Raw genomic sequence first — 20,108 nt, 5'->3', positions numbered from 1 at the left:
TGTATGGCTTAAAAACAAAGCTCATAACTTAGTACACATCAAAATAAGATAAGAGATAATTAGATGCACAACTCAAGAATCAAAAGAAAGCTACAAATCAAAATTGTAGAGAGCGGCTCTAATGTGACCAGATAATTATTTCAGTCAGTACCAAATCATTATTTTTTGGGTATAAAATACTTATGCTACTTCAAATACCATATCCAATATATCAGAGGAGTTGCCACCAGCAACACTATTATTTCAAGTGGTAATCCCAGTCGCATATAATCAAGGAACTTATACCTTCCAGGCCCCATGACCAAAAGATTATTTTGATGTCCAATAGGTGTTAACACCGCACAGCAGGAACCTATGGCTACAGCCATAAGAAATGGATCTATTGGTATCTTTAAAGTATTTGCGAGACTAATGGCGATTGGAGCCATAACAATGACCGTTGCAACATTATGAATGAAATTGGCGATGCACATAGAAATTCCTATTAAGAGTGCAATTGTCCAAAAAATCGATAGATGCTGTGACAATCTGAATATCAGCTGTGCCAAGAGATCTGCTCCCCCGGTATGAGTTAGCGCATCTCCTAAAGGAATTATCGCTGCTAGAAAAATAATGACAGCCCAATCAAACTGCTTATATACATATGCCAGTGCTTTACTATCAGTCAAAAGCATGAGCAGTGCTGCGGCAGAAAAAACAATTTGAACTGGCATAATAGATAATCCTGATAATAAAATTGCAATGACGAAGATTATTAAGGGTATAAAATTTTTAAATTCCATTTTTAATTGTAAAGTTGATGTCTCTATGGGAATCAAACCATAAGACGGAAGAGTATCTAACACATTTGGATCTTTACAATGCAATAGAACCATATCACCAGCTTCAATAATTATATTTCTGATTCTTCCAATTTTAGAATTGGTTGCCTTTGATATGGCGATAAAAGAAGTTTTATAAACTGATCTTAAATTAGTTTCTTTAACTTTTTTGCCTATAAGATTTGATTTAGTTGGTACAATAGCTTCTAGTAGGATATCTTCTGACTTGTTTTTACTTCCTTTTCTTATAAAGTTAGAAATGACTATATCAACAGAATTTGAAAGTTCTTCTAAGTTTTCCAGGGTTGATTGGATAATAAATCGATCACCTGATTTGATTTCAGTATTTGTTTGTAAACCTAATTTTCGCTTTCTTCTTATAAGTCCCATAATCTCAGCTAATTCTTTAATATTTTCTTCAAAACAATTGAAAGTCTTGTCTATCCATTTTGATTTTGGGGGTATACGAATTTCAATGGTGTAAATGGGTTTAAATGAAGTTTTTTGTATTCTCTTTTTAGGCAACAAGCGCCAACCAATAAACGCAATAAATATAACCCCGAGCAGAGCTGTAAAAAAGCCGACATAGGTAAAATCAAACAAACTAAAAGGTTTACCAATAGCTTTTGCTCGAAAATCTGAAATAATTAAATTGGATGCTGTGCCGATTAATGTGACCATCCCTCCCATTAATGAGGCCATTGCAATGGGCATCAAAATATAAGAAGGTGAACGGTTGTACTTAAGAGAGCTATAGATACTAACAGGTAATACAAGTCCTAATGCGCCTGTATCATTTAAAAATGCAGAAACAAATGCAATAAAAAGACTGAATGAAAGTACCTGCAAAGATTGGGTATGCATATCAAATTTGTTAATTGCAATTTTAAGAACATTTGATTTAGCAATAATATTTGTAGCAATCATGATACTTGCAACTGTTATTACAGCAGGGTTATTTATTCCGGAGAATGTTTGAGCAACTGGAACTGCACCAAGAATAACAGCAGCAGTTAATGCTAATATTGCTGTAATTGCATAGGACCACTTATTCCAGATAAAGAAAATCATTGAAAGGAGTAAAATGAAAATGACTGAATAGGGCTGCAATTGTGTAGGTAACATCGTTAATTACCTCAAGTTAAACTGATGTGAATAAAATATTTCCATTTCACATGCAGGCTCTAGAAAAAATCCAATTTAAACTAAATTATAGATAGGATTTTCTTAATCTACATATTTAAATTTGATTTTGTCCCCACAGTGCAATATTCAATTATATATGGAGCTTTGTAGAAAAAATATATGCATTGCTTGATTAATCAGTAAATTGCGATGTAATAAATTGATCAGTTACTGCCTAGAACTGCCTGAAACAACTAGGGTTATATTACACTTCGTTACAAATCTGCTACACCTGATTTTCAGATTGCTGATTTTTTTCTGAAAACCAAGACCGTTTTAGCCAAAAGGCAACATTCACTAACATAATAAGAACAGGCACTTCAACCAGTGGACCAATGACTGTTGTAAAAGAAATTCCAGAATTAAGTCCGAATGTAGCTATTGCTACAGCAATGGCTAGCTCAAAATTATTACTTGCTGCTGTAAAAGATGCTGCTGTTGTTTTTTCATAATTAGCACCAATAAGCTTACCCATCGCAAAACTAATAAAAAACATCACAATAAAATATAGTATCAAGGGAACTGCAATACGTATCACATCCGCTGGAAGTTGTAAAACCATAGCACCTTTTAAAGCAAACATTGCCAAAATCGTAAAAAGTAAAGCAACTAAGGTAATAGGAGAAATTTTTGGTAAAAAAATGGTTTCATACCAAGACAGTCCTTTTTTCTTAATCAATACAATACGAGTTAAAAATCCGGAAAAAAAGGGAATACCAAGATAAATCAAGACACTTTCAGCAATGGTCATAAAATTAATGTGAACTATTCGTCCAGTCAAACCTACCCAAGGTGGTAAAATCGTGAGGAAGAACCATGCATAGATACTAAAAAACAAGAGTTGAAAAATGCTGTTAAATGCGACTAGGGCTGCAACATACTGATTATCGCCCTCAGCCAACTGATTCCATACAATAACCATGGCAATACACCGCGCTAACCCAATGAGAATGAGTCCAGTCATATATTCAGGGTAGTTATGCAAGAATAAAACAGCAAGCCCAAACATGAGAAATGGACCAACAAGCCAATTTTGAATTAAAGACAATAACAAGATACGCCAATCTTTAAATACTAGCGGTAACTCTTCATATTTCACTCGAGCTAGAGGAGGGTACATCATTAAAATCAGTCCGAGTGCAATAGGAATATTGGTCGAGCCAATAGATAATGAGTTTATAAATTGTGGTGTTTCAGTAAATAGTGAGCCGATACCAACACCTGCAGCCATAGTCAGAAAAATCCAGAAAGTTAAATACCTATCTAAAAAAGAAAGACGATGGGTGCTACAAGTGCTCATGATAGTAATTCCTTTTCTATCTCCGTCAGTTTGATTTTTTTCATATGAAGAGTTTGATCTCACTTGCTCCAAAAAGCAAGCATCTTCAATGATCACGGGTATAGCAATATAAATCTTATAATTTAATGTTTGCATTTTGCAATTTAGTTCCTAGTATTTTAGATATAGATATAATTTTTTTGTTCGATACTTCATTGCGTCGATTTAAAGTGAGCCATCATGGAATCAAACAATAAATTACATGAAACAATAGTTCAGGAAGGTGAAAGGGGGAGGTTTGCCCAGGAAATTATTATAGGAGAACACCATCTCATAGCAGATGAGCCAGTTATATATGGTGGAAATGATCTAGGACCTTCACCCTATGATTTCTTACTTGCAGCATTAGGTTCATGCACCTCTATGACTATACGTATGTATGCTGATCTTAAAAAACTTCCCCTTGAAAAAGTTAGAGTGAAATTAACGCATGAGAAAACCTATATCGAGGATTGTGTTGGATGCGAAAAAACAAGCTCAAAAATCGACCGAATCAATCGCAGGATTGAACTAATAGGAGCTCTTACGCAAGAGCAGCGCTTAAGGTTGCTAGAAATTGCCAATATGTGTCCAGTGCATCGAACATTAACATCCAAGATTCTTATTGATACAGAGCTGATTGAATAATAGTAAAGTAGTTAGCGCTACTATCACAAATTACTTCATGAAATTGTATTGATAAATATTTGAATTAAAAATGTCAATTTAATGACTAAAAGATTAAGCTAATTTTTTGTTCCATCCACCTCCTAACGCAACAAGAAGTTGGGCGCTATCCAAATAACGTTGTGACTGTGACTGCGCATAACTGATGCGCGCTTGCTGATAGGTTCGGTCAGCATTAAGTAAATCGAGTAAATCAACTGTGCCTACTGTAAATCGTTGACGTTGTAAGGTGACTGAGGCTTTTAACGTATCAAGAGAGCGACGATCTGCTTGCACGAGTTCCGCATCATGACTCAACGCACGAAGCTTATCTGCAACTTGACGCAAACCTTCTAGTACCGTCTGTTTGTACATAGCCAAGGAAGTTTGAAACGCATCAATTGCAGCTCTTTTTTGTGCCTGGAGGGTGCCACCATGAAAAATTGGTGTAGCGACACCTGAAAATATATCCCAGGCTAAGTTAGAGCTGTTAAATAAATTAGCGGGAGTCAGTGCTGTAGGATCAACTGAAGCAGATAAGGTAATTGTTGGAAACAGTTGTGCCTTAGCAATCCCAATGGCAGCACTGCTTGCATGAAGCTCCGCTTCGGCAGCCATAATATCAGGACGCTGTGAAACAAGCATGGAAGGGAAAACAAGAGGTAAATTTTTTGGCAAAGTAAATTCATCCATGCTAAAGGCTGGTGGGCTCCATTCTGCAGGAGATTTACCTACCAAAATAGTCAGTGCATGTTCAGCAGCATCAAGTTGTTGTTTCAGTTGTGGCAAGTTGCTACGGTCTTTTTCAAGCTGGTTTTGAGCCAATAAAAAATCGGTGCGATTCACTAATCCAACGACTAATCTTTTTTGCATCAACTCAAGACTCTTTTCATCGTCTGCAATGATTTTTTCTAATGCCTTAATTTGCAAACGAATGGATGCAATAGTAAGCGCTTGTGCCACAATGTTACCGGTTACTGAAAGCTGTGCTGCTGCAAGCTGGTAGGCTTGATTTTCAGCCAGAGCGGTTTGTTGTTCAACTCGCCTTGATGTAAGCCCAAATACATCGGGGACAAAATTCACTGTAGGTCCAAATGAATAAAGATTGTAGGTAGGTACTCCTTTAATGGTAGTAGCAGGTACAGCAGATAATAAACCAAAGGCCAAAGGAGGTCCTTTCTCACGCTGAGCACTTCCTGAACCATCAATTTGTGGATAGAACGAACCACGTGCCATAAGTATTGATTGTTGTGCTTGAGCTAATTTTGCTCTTGCTGCTTCTATTGTTGGACTATTGGCAATCGCTTGTTGAATTACTTGATTCAGTGATGGTGAATGGAACAGTTGCCACCATGCAGCAGGAACTTCTTTCCCAAGAATCAAATGTTGCGAAGGCTCTCCATTTCCAGGAACCAGGTGAGAGGCTACCTTTGCTTTTGTGTAGGAGGTCGATTCAGGCGGTGGTGGACGTACAAAATCGGGTCCGACACGACAACCACTAAGCAGGGTTAATAATATGATACTGATTAGATTTTGGAATTGCTTAATTAGACATTGATTCCAACTCAGCTGTAGTATGGCGCAGCGCTTTATCCTGGTTTTATTCATGACCATCCTTTGGGTCAGCTAATGCTTTTTTACATTTAAGTTTATTTTGTCGCTACGTCCATGTAAAATCAATTTTAATCTTAGGAAATTAAAAGTAGAAAATGGACATTTCTAAGAAAAAGAGTTTCATCACACTCATTCTCGCCCTTATTCTAGGCAGTGGGATAGCGATTTATTGGTTTTTACGACCCCAAACCAACTCTGAACTTCTTACCATTTATGGCAATATAGATATCCGCCAAGTAGAAGCTGCTTTTTATGTCAGTGGCCGTATTCATCGATTATGGGTACAAGAAGGCGATCGTATCCATAAGGGGCAACTTCTTGCAGAATTAGATCCAGTACGTTTTCAGGATGCTGTAGCCAAAAATAAAGGACAAGTAGCGGCTCAAGAAGCTACTTTAAAAAATGCTAAAATCACTTTGGCACGCAATCAAACCCTTGTTAAGTCCCAAGCAGTATCAAAACAAAACTTAGATGATTCTGACGCTGCTCATCGAATCGCTCATCATACCTTACAGGCAAATCGCGCGGCATTAGCACTTGCCCAGCAAGACCTTATCGATAGTAAACTTTATGCTCCTAAAGATGGAGTGATTCAGGATCGCATTCTTGAACCAGGAGACATGGTGACACCGCAAACTCCTGTATATACTCTTGCATTGGATAATCCTGTCTGGGTACGTGCTTATCTTCCAGAAAAGGAGCTAGGTAAAATACAATTAGGTATGAAGGCATGGATACAAAGCGATTCGTTCCCTGAACAACGTTTTCCAGGATGGGTAGGATTTATTTCCCCTGTTGCTGAATTTACTCCTAAGACAGTACAAACTACTGAATTACGTACACAGTTAGTTTATCAAGTGCGGGTCTATGCGTGTAACCCAGATTATCGTTTACGTCTGGGAATGCCTGTTACTGTAGAAATTGCCTTCAAAAATAATTTGCCACAACCATTAGGCAAGAATCCTTGTAGGACATGAGGACATGACCATTTCTCCTTTGCAGTTTATCGAGGTGACTAAATTTTTTCCTTTTGGTCCGACGCAAAAAAAAGTGCTGAAGGAGCTCAGTTTTTCTTTGCGTCCTGGGAGTATCACGGGTCTTTTGGGCCCTGATGGTGCAGGTAAAACAACCTTAATTCGTCTTGCGACAGGATTACTTCTCCCTAATACAGGAAAAGTATCCGTTTTGGGTATGGACAGCCTAGAAAATGCATCGCAAATTCAAAGCCAAATAGGTTATATGCCACAGCATTTTGGACTCTATGAAGATTTAACGGTACGAGAAAATTTTGATCTTTATGCTGATCTGCAAGGCTTGAGCTTCCAGGAAAATACGGCCCGGCAACATCAACTACTTCAATTAACTGGCCTTGGACCTTTTGCTACTCGACCCGCTAAGGCCTTATCAGGAGGAATGAAACAAAAGCTTGGTTTAGCATGCGCTCTATTACGCTCACCTCGTCTGCTAATTTTAGATGAACCAACAGTAGGGGTCGATCCTATCTCTCGTCGTGAACTTTGGAATATCGTGCACGATATTAAAAAAGAAGGAGGTACGGTACTCATCAGTACTGCCTATTTCGATGAAGCAGAGCGATGTGATGAAATCATTTTACTGCATGAAGGTGAAATGTTGCGACAACAATCGCCAGAAGAATTTCATTCTTCTTTAATCAATCGAACTTATTTTGTAACCAATCCTCAAATTTCTCGACGTCTCCTCCAAGAACAGTTACGAAAACGTCCTCAAGTGATTGATGCACGTATTGTAAAAGAAGGAAATCGCGTGTTGTGCTCTGATAGCCAACCTCATCCTAAACAGGGAGAACAATGGGAAAACATAAAGCCTACATTTGAAGATGCGTTTATGGCGCTACTAGGAGGAATCAATGGGACTGAAACGAATGAACTGAAAATCCATTCTTACACCCCAACAAAAGACATTTCATCCGCTGAAACAATCATTGAGGTTAAGAACTTAAGTCGCCATTTTGGCAGTTTTCTTGCAGTAAATAACCTCAGTTTTAATGTCAAAAAAGGAGAGATATTTGGCCTTCTTGGAGCTAATGGAGCGGGGAAAACCACAACATTTCGCATGCTTTGTGGTCTATTACTTCCTTCATCTGGAAAGTTACACGTCGCAGGAGTTGACATGCGCTACGCCACTGCTGCACGAGCCCGCATTGGCTATGTATCACAAAGATTTTCACTCTATGGCAATTTGAGCATTGTTCAAAATTTACATTTTTTTTCTTCTGCCTATGGATTACGTGGTAAAAAACAAAAAGAACGGGTAGATTGGGCCTTGAATAGTTTTGAATTGGAGGAATACCGCAGTATTAATGCAGCTCAATTACCTCTGGGGATTAAACAACGTTTAGCTTTAGCTGGCGCCCTTTTGCATGAACCACCCATTCTTTTCTTAGACGAACCTACATCGGGTGTTGATCCTCTGACTCGACGCGAGTTCTGGTGGCGAGTGAATAAACTAGCAGAGCAAGGAGTCACTGTACTTATAACGACCCATTTCATGGATGAAGCAGAATATTGTGATCACTTAGTTCTTATGTCCTTAGGGGAAATTCTTGCTCAGGGAACGCCACAGCAAATTTGTGCACAAGCTCAAGATGCACAAAATCCGAAACCAAGCCTCAACGATGCATTCATTCGTCTGATCGAGCACCATGAGATGCAAACTAGGAGAGAGTCATGAATGTCCAACGTCTACTTAGTTTGATCCGTAAGGAATTCATTCAAATCGTTCGCGATCCTTCAGCAATTGGGATCGCATTTATTATGCCTGTTGTATTACTTTTTTTATTTGGCTATGGGGTATCTTTGGATTCTTATCATGTGCCCATTGCAGTAGTCGTAGATAATCCAACATCCTCAACAAGTTCATTTATTGGGGGATTACAGCAATCACCTTTTTTTGCGCCGAAACAATTTCCCGATATTAACGCGGCGCAACTAGCGATCACGAATCGTCAGGTTAAAGGAATCCTGTGGTTACGGAATAATTTTACTCGTCAACTCTTACAGGGCAATACAGCTCCAATTGGAATTTTCGTCAATGGGGTTAATGCCAATGAAGCAAATATTCTTGAAGGATATTTGCAAGGTGTCTGGCAAATATGGCTGCAACAATATGCCCAAAACATGGGTTTAACTCTAGTTATCCCAATCGAGAATCAAAGTCGAGTGTGGTTTAATCCAGCACTACGTAGTCGCGACTATCTGGTTCCTGGTCTTATTGCCATAATCATGACACTCATTGGGGCATTGCTTACCTCATTGGTTGTTGCAAGGGAATGGGAACGTGGCACTATGGAAGCGCTTATGGCAACTCCTGTCACCATAGGTGAAATTTTGCTCGGAAAACTCATTCCTTATTTTCTTTTAGGTATGGGTGGTATGATGATTTCTGTTTTGCTGGCCATTACGCTTTTTTCTGTACCCTTGGTAGGCGATTTTTGGGTGCTGTTTTGTTTCTCGGCTTTATTTTTGTTGGCTGCTTTAGGAATGGGATTATTGATTTCTAATGTGGCACGTGATCAGTTTGTTGCGAGCCAAATTGCCGTCATCGTTACTTTTTTGCCTGCATTTATTCTTTCAGGATTTATCTTTGATATTCGCTCCATGCCCTTTATCATCCAAATGATTACGCACATCATTCCTGCACGTTATTTTGTTAATATATTGCAAACTCTTTTTCTGGCAGGGAACATTTGGTCTATTTTGCTCTGGAATGGCCTTGCTCTTTTACTCATGACTTTCTTTTTTTTGGGATTAACTGTTTTACGTTCGAATAAGCGACTCGATTAAATGTGGATACGAATATGGGCTTTAACGATTAAAGAATTATTATCACTGTTTAGGGACAAAAAAGGTCGATTTGTTGTTATCGCACCACCTTTAGTTCAATTATTAATCTTTGGCTATGCATCCACTTTTGATCTAAATCATATTCCCTATGCTATTTATAATGAAGATCCAGGCTTTGCTGCTCGTGAACTCTTGGGACATTTTCAAGGTTCACCTATTTTTCAGCACGTAGCGTCGATTCACGATGATAAACAAATCGCTCCACTTATTAATAACAAAATCGTTTTATTGGTTTTGCATATAGACCGGAATTTTACGCGCGATTTACTCCGCCATCATTCTGCAAAAACACAAGTAATCATTGATGGACGTAATTCCAATACTGCAACGATTGCGCTAAATTATGCCAACAGTATCTTATTCTCATTTAATGAGCTTTGGGCTAAAGCCCACGGCTGGTCAAAACCACCTGCAGAATTGGAAATTCGTGCTTGGTTTAATCCCAACCTTTTGTCTCGTTGGTTCATTATCCCTGGTATTATCGCTCTTCTAATGCAAGTTGTAACACTACTCGTGACAGGACTTTCAGTAGCACGAGAACGTGAACAGGGAACGTTTGACCAGCTCTTAGTAACTCCAATGAGTCTTTCTGAAATATTGATTGGTAAGGCATTACCAGGACTTATTATTGGTGGTGTAGAAGGATCAGCGATCGCTATTATTGCTGTATTATGGTTTCAAGTACCCTTTATGGGCAGTTTATTAGCCCTTGGTCTAGGCATGTTTTTGTTTTTACTCGCTGTAATCGGAATAGGGCTTATGATTTCCTCTCTTGCTGTGACACAACAACAAGGATTACTTGGTGTTTTTATGTTTATGGTTCCTTCCATTATATTGTCAGGTTTTGCAACACCTATAGCCAATATGCCTCCTTTAATTCAAAACCTGACCTATCTCAATCCCTTGCGGTATTTTCTTATTATAGTGCGTGGTGTATTCCTAGAAGGCAATCATATTATTCACTTGTGGTCTCAATATTGGCCACTTGCACTCATATCACTTTTTTCATTGACAACATCAGCATGGCTTTTTCGTAAACGTTCATGAGCCTATCTTCAAGGGACCCTAGATATTGCTTTTTATAAAGGGTTGATGTTTTTTTTGATCATGAATGAGTGTTTTTTGCTACATTTGAATTTAAAACCAAGTACTCTACTTCTAAACTGATTAGGTTAACTAATTGATTTTAAAAGACAAAAATGGCGCGATCGGAGGGCTAAAATCCCAGACACCTTGGTTCAAAGCCAAGTTGATTAAGAATAAATCATAATAAAATGAGTATATTGCGATGTAACAAATTTAGCAATTACTGTCTGGAACAACAGGTGCTTTTACTGAGTTAATATATAGTCGATCTATAATATCTGTATTTAAAGAAACAGATCCAAGGGCGACATCCTGTAAATAGAACCATCCAATGTAACCTTTTTGCTTCTAGCTTTGCACACCAACTCAACCAAGATGTTCATTTACCCATTTTACTAAATCTTGTGAACTCATGACGCCGGCGCTTCTCACAACTTCTTTGCCATGATGGAAAAGAATTAGCATTGGGATACTCTGAATTGCATAGCGAGAGGCTAAAGAAGGTTGCGCTTCAGTATCAACTTGGGCAATTGGGTTCAATAAAATGTGCTGCAGACTCGAATTGTGGTGCCATCATTTTGCATGGGCTACACCTTTGAGCCCAAAAATCAATGAGCTCCGGAATATCATTTCGTTCGATATGGCGAACAAATTGATCATTTTCCAGCTTTATCGGCTTACCATTAAAAAGTGCCAGTTAGCACTTTCCACAATTTGGATGTTCGCTGAAGCGCGATGAAGGTACTCGGTTAATTGTATTACAATGAGGACAAACAACATGCAAACTTGTATTCATGAGTTAAGCTCTCATAGAATTAACTATTGAATTGTATTGTAACTTATCATAATCGATTTTCTTATGGCAACATACGTACTATTAGGAAATAGAGTAGATGATCGAATAATAACCATTAAAAAACTGAGATTATAAATGACAAAAAATTTTCAAATCTTGGCGGATTATACTCATCCAGAAATACAAAAAAAAGCGCATGATTTAACTCAAAACAAACTGGATATTCGCGAGCAGATTCAGAGTATTTTTAATTTTGTACGTGATGAAATTAAATTTGGCTTCCCCAAAGAGGGCGATTGGGTTTCTGCCTCAGAAACACTAAAATTAAAATTAGGACAATGTAATACCAAAAGCACTCTTTTCTTGGCTTTATGTAAAGCAAGCAATATTCCAGCACGAATTCACTATTCGCTAATTAAACGAGAAATTCAGCATGGTGTTTTTCCTGAATTTCTATATATCTTTTTACCGAAAGAGATATCTCATTCCTGGATAGAAGTTCAAATCGATAACACATGGCTACGTATTGATGGTTATATTGATGATCTAATTTATTTTCGTGGAGCAGTGGATAAATTGGCACAACGAGGCTGGGATATTGGTTTTGCAGTAGCATGTCCCCCTCAAGAACACACTTCTAAACCCAATTTTGAACAAAAAAATTTCCAACAAATGTGCGCGGTAACTGAGGATCATGGAGTATGGGATGAGCCTTCAGAATATTATCAATCTACTCTTTATCGAAATCGCCCCAGTATTGTCAAACAATTCCTATATCGTCTTTTTATTCATCTAGTCAATACACGTATAGAAAAAATACGGAACAACTCACTAAACTAAATAAATCTTTTATTTCGTACCGACGCCCAGTTTTTTGAGAATCATCTCTAAAGGACAAAATTGGGTAAATCCACTTTGGAATAAATTAGCTCCCACAAAAACAGTAACCCAAAGAAAGTACTTACTCAAATATAGAGGACTTTCAGGTACACCAAATGCCAAAGAAAGCAAGATAAATGCCCCAGCAACTATACGAACAATTCGCTCTGCATGCATGTTAAACTCCTGAGCAATGATCTAAGAATGACGCCACTTCCACCAACTTAAGTATAATAAAGGAATGAGAAATAATGTAAGTATTGTTGAAGCAAAAGCTCCAAAAATCAGGGATATGGCAAGGCCGCCAAACACTGGATCAGATAACATGACTGATGAGCCTAAAATAATCGCTAAAGCAGTTAACAAAATAGGGGTAAGCCGAACCACGCCTGATTGGGTTACTGCGATTTCAATAGAAGAGGCACTGCGCTGATTCTCCAAAATAAAATCAATAAGCAATAACGAGTTACGTACCACAATTCCCGCAAGGGCAATAACGCCAATCATGGAGGTCGCGGTAAAAGGTTGATGCATTATCCAATGACCTGGAAAAACCCCAATAATTGTGAGTGGAATAGCGCCCATAATAATTAAGGGAATGAAAAACGATCGATAAAAACCTGTGAGCAATATATAAATCAATACAATTGCGACAATAAATGCAGAGCCCAAATCGCGAAATACATCTAAGGTTAAACGCATTTCTCCTAACCAAAACAGTTGATTCCTGGCAATGTCTTGAGGCTGCTCCTCCTTAAATCCTAAATTTCCAACGGTCAGTTGACTCTCATTAGGTAATTCTAAGTGCTTCAACATATGGGTTGTTGTTGCAACTGCATAAGCTGGGCTTGAATGCAACATTTCACCAGTGACGTAAACAACTTGATGTTGATCCCGAGTAAATATAGGCTTTTCTTGGGTCACACTCTTAAAATCAACTACTTTTGCAAGTGGAACAAGCTGGCTTTGTTGATTGAGTAAATATAATTTTTTTAATGCCGTACTGTTTTCTCTCGAGAGTTTAGGTAAGCGAAGTATTATATTTTCCGGTTCAAGAAGACCTGGCCGATGACCATTACCGACTTGTACTCCTTTGAAATAACCGAGTATATCGTTTGCCAGCATACTTGGAAGTAAACCTGCTAAAACAGTCGCATTACGGTTAATGAGTATGGTGTATTGGCTTAAATTTTCAGTGACTGAATTATCAATATTGATCATGCCATAAATTTTAGGGTATACCGTATTACTTATATATTGCCCTAAAGTCCTCAGTTGTTCATAATCAGGCCCATACAACCCCGCTTCCATTTGTGAACGAACAGGAGGTCCAGGGGGGCTTTCGAATAGCTTAATATGTGCCAGAGGATAAGAATGACGTACATCAGATAAAGAATCATAAAACTGTTGTGCTATTTCATGAGACCCAATGCTTCGCTGGTGTTTATTGATTAAATTAACCCGGATTTGCGCATAATTCGTCCCTCTTTGCATTGCATCCCCACGAACCATCGCTGCAAAATCTTCAGGTGCTGCTTGACCTAAGAACAGTTGATAATTTGTGACAAAATGATTTTGAGCCAGTACATGAGAAATGTCTTTTGTTATGTTTCGTGTTTGTTCTAATGATGCTCCTGCCCCAGCATTGACTTCAATAAGAAAGGTATTGACGTTATCATCCGGCAACATTTTAAGTTCCACACCCATGGTGCTTAAAGGACCATTAGTACCTGATGGTCTGATGAATTGCCAAAGAGGTTGAATCATCACCAAAATTAATAGCGCAAACACAAAACCGTAGAATAAATAACGCTTCCACCTTGATTGTGATAAAGAAGTAAAAAGATAAAGATACATTTTATGGATAAAACCTAAATGATGTTTCTCTTGAGAAATGATTTCAATTGCCTTTAATCGTCGTGCCTTGGATTTAAGCCAACGATAAGCTAAATAAGGAACTACTGTATAAGCAATAATTAATGAGACCAGCATAGCTAATGGCGCATTAAATGGAATAGGCCCCATAAAGGGGCCCATCATTCCCGACACAAACGCCATGGGAATCAAGGCAAGAATTACTGTAAACGTGGCAATAATCGTTGGCTTTCCAATTTCATTTGCAGCAAAAACAACCAATCGACTAAAATTATGCTGAATTCGCTCCTGCATATGCCTATGGATATTTTCAATCACAACAATGCTGTCATCGACTAATAGACCTAAGGATAAAATCAAAGCGAACAAGGTAATTCGGTTAATCGTTTGGCCAGCTATCCAACCGATACCCAGCACGATGCATAGAATAAGTGGAATGGAAAAAATTACAATAGAAGCTTCCCTCCAGCCTAAAAACAACATTAAGAGAATCACTACAGAGGCTATAGCAATGCCTAAGTGCTCCACTAAAGTATTCACGGCATCATTCGCATCATCACCATAATTGCGCGTTATCGTGGTCGTAATTTCTTTAGGGATAATATTATTTTGTTGAACTAACTTCAGACGCTCAAGAACTGCATTTGCCACCTCAACGCCATTACTTCCTTTTTGACGTGCAAGTGCGATGGTTACTGCGGGTTTAAGCTGGCCAGAATTCTGATGTAATGTGGCGGGACCAAAAGCAAAATAGGATTGAATGGTATCATCTGCTGGTGCTAATTCAATTTGAGCAATATCTTTTAATAAAACCGGTTTACCATTATCAACCCCAATAATAACCTTCCCCAGATCCTCAGGAGATATCAGATTTCCTTCGACACGCAATGGCGTTTGATGTAAATCCGGTTCTAGTTTGCCAGCATTAAAACTGACGTTATTCACCTCCAAAGCCTGTTTTATTTTTTGCAAAGGAATGAAATGCGACGCCATTTTATCAGGATCTAACCACACACGTAGGGCAGATGGAGATGCACCCATAACCCAGCTTTTGCCTACCTGAGGTACTCCGCGTAACTCTTCCAATACCCGAGTGGCAAGATTTTGCAGCATCGTTCCACTGTATAGAGAGGAACTCAGTGTAATTGTCAGCAGTGGAACATCATACAAACTAATCGATTGCACCAGGGGAATCAAAGTGCCTGCGGGCATCTTATCCATATTACTGTTGATTTGGTTGTATACTTTAACCAGACTGTTTTCTTCATTTTCATTAACTTTAAAACGCACAGTAACTATTGCATTATCATCCACTGCCATACCATAGTTATGATCCACTCCGGGTATGGAGGCCATAAGGCCTTCTAATGGTCTAATAATTTGATGCAACATTTCATGGGCATCACTTCCTGGACGACTTACTGAAATAGCAACAACAGGGACTACAATTTCAGGGTTATAGGTTCTTGGCGTCAATTCTAATGCCAATATACCAAATAGTAAGGAACCAATAATAATCAGTAAGGTAAGTTTTGAGTGAATAAATGCTCGTGCTAATTTACCCGCACTATTTAATAAAGGTCTTTTAGGGATATTTTTATTCAAATTTTTTTGCTCCATGCATCATTAATATCCTTTTATTTTTTTACTTCTCAAAAGAAGGAATAAGTTTATTCGTCAGCATTAACAATCGGCCACGGGCCAGGACTTCATTGTATTGTGATTGGATGCACTGATTCTTGGCCTCGGTCAGCTTCATTTGGCTTTCCAATAATTGTCCAAGAGGTACAAGCCCTCGTCCATGTCGTTTGGCAAGATGCTTTACAACTTCTTTTGCTTGTGTCGCATTGGCACGATTGGCTTGATATTGAACTGCTGCAAGTTGTTCCGCACGTTTGGCTTGCATCAATGAAAGACGCAAACTATTGGCTGCATCTTCTAATTGAAAAGTAGCCTGTTTTACCTCTGCAATTGCTTTTTTAGTTGCCCCAGAGCGCTCACCAGAACTGAACAATTCCCAATTTACGCCCAGTGCAATGAGATTTGAAGGAAGACCTGCACCAATGGTATTTCCATTCCAATCTTGACGTAATTGTAAGTTAACTTGGGGTTTATTAGCTGAGTTTACTGCATCAACGTTTGCCCGACCTGCGTCAATTGTTGATTTAATTGCACTTAACTGGGCATTATGAAGCAGAGCATCATGCGTGAGATCAGCAATTGATTTTTTTGTGGCAGGAAAATTGACTGAGCCTTTAGGAGTATACGAACGCTCCTGATGCCCAATAAGACTGCGAAACGCATCAAGTTGATCTTGAGATTGGGCTTGCGCTGCCACTAAAAATGTTTTTGCGGTTCGAAGATAAGTATCCGCAAACAACAAGTCACTTTCAATGACTAACGATTGGTTAAAAAGAGCCTTGGTTGTTTTGAGATATGAGGTTGCAGCATCCACATTTTCTTTAGCAACAAGCACCAATTTCTTTGCTGCAAGTACCCCTTCATATGCTTGCAGAATATCATAAGCTAATTGCATGCGTGCCGCTTCATCTCCATGCTGTGCTGCACGAAGTAATGCATTAGTATTTTTAAGCCGAGCAATGGTTTCACCACCTGAATAAATCGGCACAACTAATTTAAATGCAGTATTGTAGTTGTTGTAATAACCCGGTGAATCAAGTGCTTGTGGTTTAGTGAATAGAGAACCCGGTCCTGTAAATTGAGCGAAACCAAAATCTGCAAAGGTTGCATTACCTTGACTTAATTTATAACCAAACACAGTCAAAGGATTATCACTGCGTCCGGCATTCATTTCGAGACCCAGCTTGGGTAATCCTGAGCCGCGTGTTTCAATAATTGCAGCTTGAGCAGATTCAATATGAGCTTGGCTTGCACCTATGCGTGGATTACTGCTAAGTGAAAGCCTGACTGCATCAAAATAACTAATTGGTTGAGATACCTCAGCCCTTGTTATTGCAGAAGCGAAACATTGACTCATTCCAATAAAAATAAGCCATTTTATTTGAGTATTTTTCCAAAACATCGCAACCAACATACCTAATTGTTCTTTATCAACTGAATTATTGCTTATAACTCTTGCAAAACGCGTTGCAAGCGAGTTTTTACTTCTTTTGCAATCGGTTTAATTTCAGGCTTATTCACTAATTCGAGTACTGCCTCTGGATCCATAAATTCAATAGATACTTTGCCTGTATCATCTTGTCGAACGACCACATTACAAGGAAGTAATAAACCAATGGATGGATCTGCTTGAAGCGCACGATGAGCTAATTGAGGATTACATGCCCCAAGTATCCGGTAAGGAGGGATTTCTTGATTCAATTTTGACTTCAGTGTTGCAGAAACATCAATTTCTGTAAGAATTCCAAAACCCTCTTTTTTCAGCTCTTTAGTAACTTGTTCTATTGCTTTCTCAAAAGAGTAAGATACTTTTTTGCCAAAACCATATGAATTATTCATTGCTATTCCTTGCATTAAAAAATCTATTTTTGATGGTTCATTATACCTCATATATCTATTTAGAGTAATGCTTCTGAACAAAATGAACGTCTTCGTGCTAGGAAAGATAAGGTCGCCCCACAACAAGGGAACATGCGTACACTCATAAATTATTTTAAAGGCAGAGGAGGTTGCGGTAATGAATATAGGGGCTTGGGGATCAGGAATTTATATTAGGAAATTTGGTGTTTGACGCACATCGCATGTTGGGTTACGGCTAACGCCTAACCCAACTTACCTCGCTTGGTATATAACCAAGTGCTCTATATCAAACATTATAACTTCTTAACTTAAATTATATAATTTTATATGTCTCATTACGTGCAGTGATTCAGAAGAATCGACTCCAGATTGAACAGCAGGAGTATTAAATTCTTGTAAAGTCTTACCATATAAAATAGAAGGGAAATCACCAGTGTTTGAATTACTCCAGCCAATTGTTGCAATAATCGTATACATGATAGCTTTTGCTTGTTGAAAGATGATCTTGTAGCCATAAAGCAATCTTAATGCGGGGGCAGTCAATATCTTTTGTCTACGGTTCTCAACCTAAACGTAGTTTTGCATCGCCTAGTATATGTAGCATATCCAATGCAACGGTTGCTGCTACTAATGCTGTTGTTTGGGCTATATCATATGGAGGAGAAACCTCAACAATATCACCTCCAACCATGTTCAGTCCGAGCAACCCCCACAAAATTTCACGCTGCATAGCAGATGTCAGTCCACCGGGCATGGGAGTGCCTGTTCCTGGTGTAAAGGCTGGATCCATGCAATCTACATCAAGACTTATATAGCATTTTCGATCGCCAACTATTTTTCTTATTTTGTCTACTACGAATTGTGTTCCTTTTTCTAAGCAATGATTCGCTGTTATAACATCTAATTTAGGTGTTTCTGGAACGCTTGTACGGATGCCAACTTGGATTGAAGCTTCAGCATCTATTAATCCTTCTTCAACTGCATAATAAAACATACTTCCATGTGTCAAGTAGGGCATTTGCACTGTATCTGTGTGTGCATCAAAGTGGATTAAGGCAAGTTTGCCATGTTTTTTAGCCAGCGCTTTTATAGCGGGATAAGCAACTAAGTGATCACCACCGAGGCCTAGGGTAAAAATATTATGTGAGCACAATTCACTTATGGTTGCTTCAACATTTTCCAACATGGCTTTAGTTTGGCCAGGAGGAAAACCAATATCTCCATAATCAATAATTTTAAATTTGTCATTTATTTTATATGTATGGGGCCAACAAGTGCCAAGTATACTTAGGTAACATGATTGATCACGAATGCTTCTAGGTCCAAAGCGAGCGCCTGAACGATTAAATGTACTTAAATCAAATGGAACACCATAAACAGCAAGATCAACACCTTTTAAAGTTCGTGAATACTCTGATCTAAAGAAAGTAGGAATACCTTCATAGGGTACTGATTTTGTTAGAATAGGTTTTTGTGAGGCAGATTCATAATTTTCCATATTTAAAACTTCCTATGTTGTTCATGAAAATTAGCAAGCACTGTGACAAAGATTCATGCATTTGCTATATATTTGATGAGTAAGTGATAATCATAATTATAGAACAAGAATGCGATAAATTCGGACAAATTAAAAATTAAGCGACGTGTTTATGGGTTTAGAAATTTTGAAAATTACAGATTAAGGGTTAAGGTTTTGTGATCTTGATTAATGCCCCCGGATTTGGGGAAGATCCAAATTAACTCATTGAATTAAAATTAAATTTAATGTGTGCTATTCATTATTAGGAAATAAGGATTTTTTTCTTAATTCCAAACCCGAAAAAACCGCAGATTTTTCAATATTTCAATTTACAAGGCGCTAATTTTTTCTGTTGACAGATATTAGCCAATCATATTATGCAAACATAAGTTTGCTCATACGATCGGCTTCAGTCCATTTCTATTTATGAAATCAAACAATTCTGCGTGCTTTGAACAAGTTCAGCGCTTTTCTGAGCCACTTCCTTTTGAGTTCTTGAAAATAATCCTTGTTCTTTGGGTGCAGCAAGTTTTGAGGGGGTTGGCTGTCGATTTTCCTTATTTGAAGCCTCTTTCTCTTTTCCTTTTTCAGAAGGGTTTGGTGCTGCTTTGTGACTCTTTGTCTGGCCTTGATTGTTTTTTTCAGCAAAAAATAATCCATGTAACTCACTTATTTCGGCAAGAGGAGAAGCAGTGTTTTTTCGCTCTTTGAAACTGTTGGCATAGACATAAGCACAAACTCTATCGAGTAGTTGCTCTGGCAACGCACCCAGTTGGCTCGTTTCTTGCTCTTCATGTTGCTCAAAAATTGGAAAAAATACATTTTTCTTATGATTACGATAGATTTTTTCTGAAGTAAAAACTCTTTCTATTATATGTTTCTTTAATGCATATGCTTCTTGAATACTTCGAGCGTGATTGGAGTTAGGAGACCGGTAAGGAATAATATCATCTCCATAAAAACT

At 38.2% G+C, this 20,108-nt stretch carries 19 protein-coding genes; 7 read left to right on the top strand and 12 right to left on the bottom strand.

All coding sequences use genetic code 11. The features are described from left to right. Positions 1-185 precede the first annotated feature (185 nt). Together BGO44_RS11550 and arsB are read right to left on the bottom strand one after the other, a co-directional pair. A complete protein-coding gene (locus BGO44_RS11550) occupies positions 186-1,946 on the bottom strand; it encodes an SLC13 family permease (protein ID WP_058510989.1) in 1,761 nt (586 codons plus the stop codon). A 286-nt stretch (positions 1,947-2,232) separates the two neighbouring features. Then, positions 2,233-3,306, bottom strand: coding sequence for an ACR3 family arsenite efflux transporter (arsB, locus tag BGO44_RS11545; RefSeq protein ID WP_058511720.1), 1,074 nt, complete (start codon positions 3,304-3,306; stop codon positions 2,233-2,235). A 219-nt stretch (positions 3,307-3,525) separates the two neighbouring features. Between arsB and BGO44_RS11540 the strand changes: the two genes are divergently transcribed. Then, positions 3,526-3,972, top strand: a complete 447-nt coding sequence (locus BGO44_RS11540; RefSeq protein WP_058510988.1) for an OsmC family protein — start codon at positions 3,526-3,528, stop codon at positions 3,970-3,972. A 93-nt stretch (positions 3,973-4,065) separates the two neighbouring features. Here the strand turns inward: BGO44_RS11540 and BGO44_RS11535 are convergent, their stop codons facing one another. Next, complete coding sequence (locus tag BGO44_RS11535) at positions 4,066-5,598, bottom strand: efflux transporter outer membrane subunit (protein ID WP_058510987.1); 1,533 nt, start codon at positions 5,596-5,598, stop codon at positions 4,066-4,068. 101 nt (positions 5,599-5,699) lie between these two features. Here BGO44_RS11535 and BGO44_RS11530 point away from each other — a divergent pair, with 101 nt between their 5' ends. The 4 genes from BGO44_RS11530 to BGO44_RS11515 are packed head-to-tail and all read left to right on the top strand — an operon-like array spanning position 5,700 to position 10,535. Beyond that, on the top strand, positions 5,700-6,581 hold the full coding sequence (locus BGO44_RS11530; RefSeq protein ID WP_058510986.1) for an efflux RND transporter periplasmic adaptor subunit: 882 nt from the start codon (positions 5,700-5,702) through the stop codon (positions 6,579-6,581). A 4-nt stretch (positions 6,582-6,585) separates the two neighbouring features. Continuing rightward, complete coding sequence (locus BGO44_RS11525; RefSeq protein ID WP_058510985.1) at positions 6,586-8,316, top strand: ATP-binding cassette domain-containing protein; 1,731 nt, start codon at positions 6,586-6,588, stop codon at positions 8,314-8,316. Continuing rightward, positions 8,313-9,428 carry an ABC transporter permease gene (locus BGO44_RS11520; RefSeq protein ID WP_273200487.1) on the top strand — a complete coding sequence of 372 codons (1,116 nt, stop codon included), beginning with the start codon at positions 8,313-8,315 and terminating at the stop codon, positions 9,426-9,428. Before BGO44_RS11525 ends, BGO44_RS11520 begins: the two co-directional genes overlap by 4 nt. Further along, positions 9,429-10,535 (top strand): ABC transporter permease, encoded by a 1,107-nt coding sequence (locus BGO44_RS11515; RefSeq protein ID WP_058510983.1) that lies wholly within the window; start codon positions 9,429-9,431, stop codon positions 10,533-10,535. A gap of 405 nt (positions 10,536-10,940) precedes the next feature. On the opposite strand, the gene BGO44_RS18700 is transcribed toward BGO44_RS11515, so the two are convergent. The 3 genes from BGO44_RS18700 to BGO44_RS18690 form a co-directional block, all read right to left on the bottom strand. Continuing rightward, positions 10,941-11,114, bottom strand: coding sequence for a thioredoxin family protein (locus BGO44_RS18700; protein ID WP_463673241.1), 174 nt, complete (start codon positions 11,112-11,114; stop codon positions 10,941-10,943). Next, complete coding sequence (locus tag BGO44_RS18695) at positions 11,092-11,187, bottom strand: thioredoxin domain-containing protein (protein ID WP_502688218.1); 96 nt, start codon at positions 11,185-11,187, stop codon at positions 11,092-11,094. Before BGO44_RS18695 ends, BGO44_RS18700 begins: the two co-directional genes overlap by 23 nt. A gap of 84 nt (positions 11,188-11,271) precedes the next feature. After that, positions 11,272-11,370, bottom strand: coding sequence for a hypothetical protein (locus tag BGO44_RS18690; RefSeq protein WP_463673242.1), 99 nt, complete (start codon positions 11,368-11,370; stop codon positions 11,272-11,274). A gap of 135 nt (positions 11,371-11,505) precedes the next feature. Between BGO44_RS18690 and BGO44_RS11505 the strand changes: the two genes are divergently transcribed. Next, positions 11,506-12,210: a transglutaminase-like domain-containing protein gene (locus BGO44_RS11505; RefSeq protein WP_273200489.1), complete on the top strand. Its 705-nt coding sequence runs from the start codon at positions 11,506-11,508 to the stop codon at positions 12,208-12,210. Positions 12,211-12,219: 9 nt separating this feature from the next. On the opposite strand, the gene BGO44_RS11500 is transcribed toward BGO44_RS11505, so the two are convergent. The 5 genes from BGO44_RS11500 to speB all read right to left on the bottom strand — a co-directional run bounded on the left by BGO44_RS11500 (position 12,220) and on the right by speB (position 19,123). Continuing rightward, a complete protein-coding gene (locus tag BGO44_RS11500) occupies positions 12,220-12,426 on the bottom strand; it encodes a YgaP family membrane protein (protein ID WP_273200491.1) in 207 nt (68 codons plus the stop codon). A gap of 21 nt (positions 12,427-12,447) precedes the next feature. Continuing rightward, on the bottom strand, positions 12,448-15,744 hold the full coding sequence (locus BGO44_RS11495) for an efflux RND transporter permease subunit (RefSeq protein ID WP_273200493.1): 3,297 nt from the start codon (positions 15,742-15,744) through the stop codon (positions 12,448-12,450). A 25-nt stretch (positions 15,745-15,769) separates the two neighbouring features. Next, positions 15,770-17,179 (bottom strand): TolC family protein, encoded by a 1,410-nt coding sequence (locus tag BGO44_RS11490; RefSeq protein WP_237760467.1) that lies wholly within the window; start codon positions 17,177-17,179, stop codon positions 15,770-15,772. 32 nt (positions 17,180-17,211) lie between these two features. Beyond that, entirely contained in the window at positions 17,212-17,604 is a 393-nt protein-coding gene (locus tag BGO44_RS11485; protein ID WP_058510979.1) for a DUF302 domain-containing protein, read from the bottom strand. Between the two features lie 583 nt (positions 17,605-18,187). Continuing rightward, entirely contained in the window at positions 18,188-19,123 is a 936-nt protein-coding gene (gene speB, locus BGO44_RS11480) for an agmatinase (protein WP_058510977.1), read from the bottom strand. Positions 19,124-19,237: 114 nt separating this feature from the next. On the opposite strand from speB, the gene BGO44_RS18685 reads away from it, so the two are divergent. After that, positions 19,238-19,324 carry a transposase gene (locus BGO44_RS18685; RefSeq protein WP_272947126.1) on the top strand — a complete coding sequence of 29 codons (87 nt, stop codon included), beginning with the start codon at positions 19,238-19,240 and terminating at the stop codon, positions 19,322-19,324. A 244-nt stretch (positions 19,325-19,568) separates the two neighbouring features. On the opposite strand, the gene BGO44_RS11470 is transcribed toward BGO44_RS18685, so the two are convergent. Further along, positions 19,569-20,108 (bottom strand): hypothetical protein (locus tag BGO44_RS11470; protein WP_286823140.1); only part of this gene is annotated, 540 nt, incomplete at its 5' end.

This window comes from Legionella sp. 39-23 (genome assembly GCF_001897665.1).
Lineage (GTDB): Bacteria > Pseudomonadota > Gammaproteobacteria > Legionellales > Legionellaceae > Legionella > Legionella steelei.
Note: the sequence above shows the minus strand (reverse complement) of the source record. Positions and strands in the feature narration are given on the sequence as shown.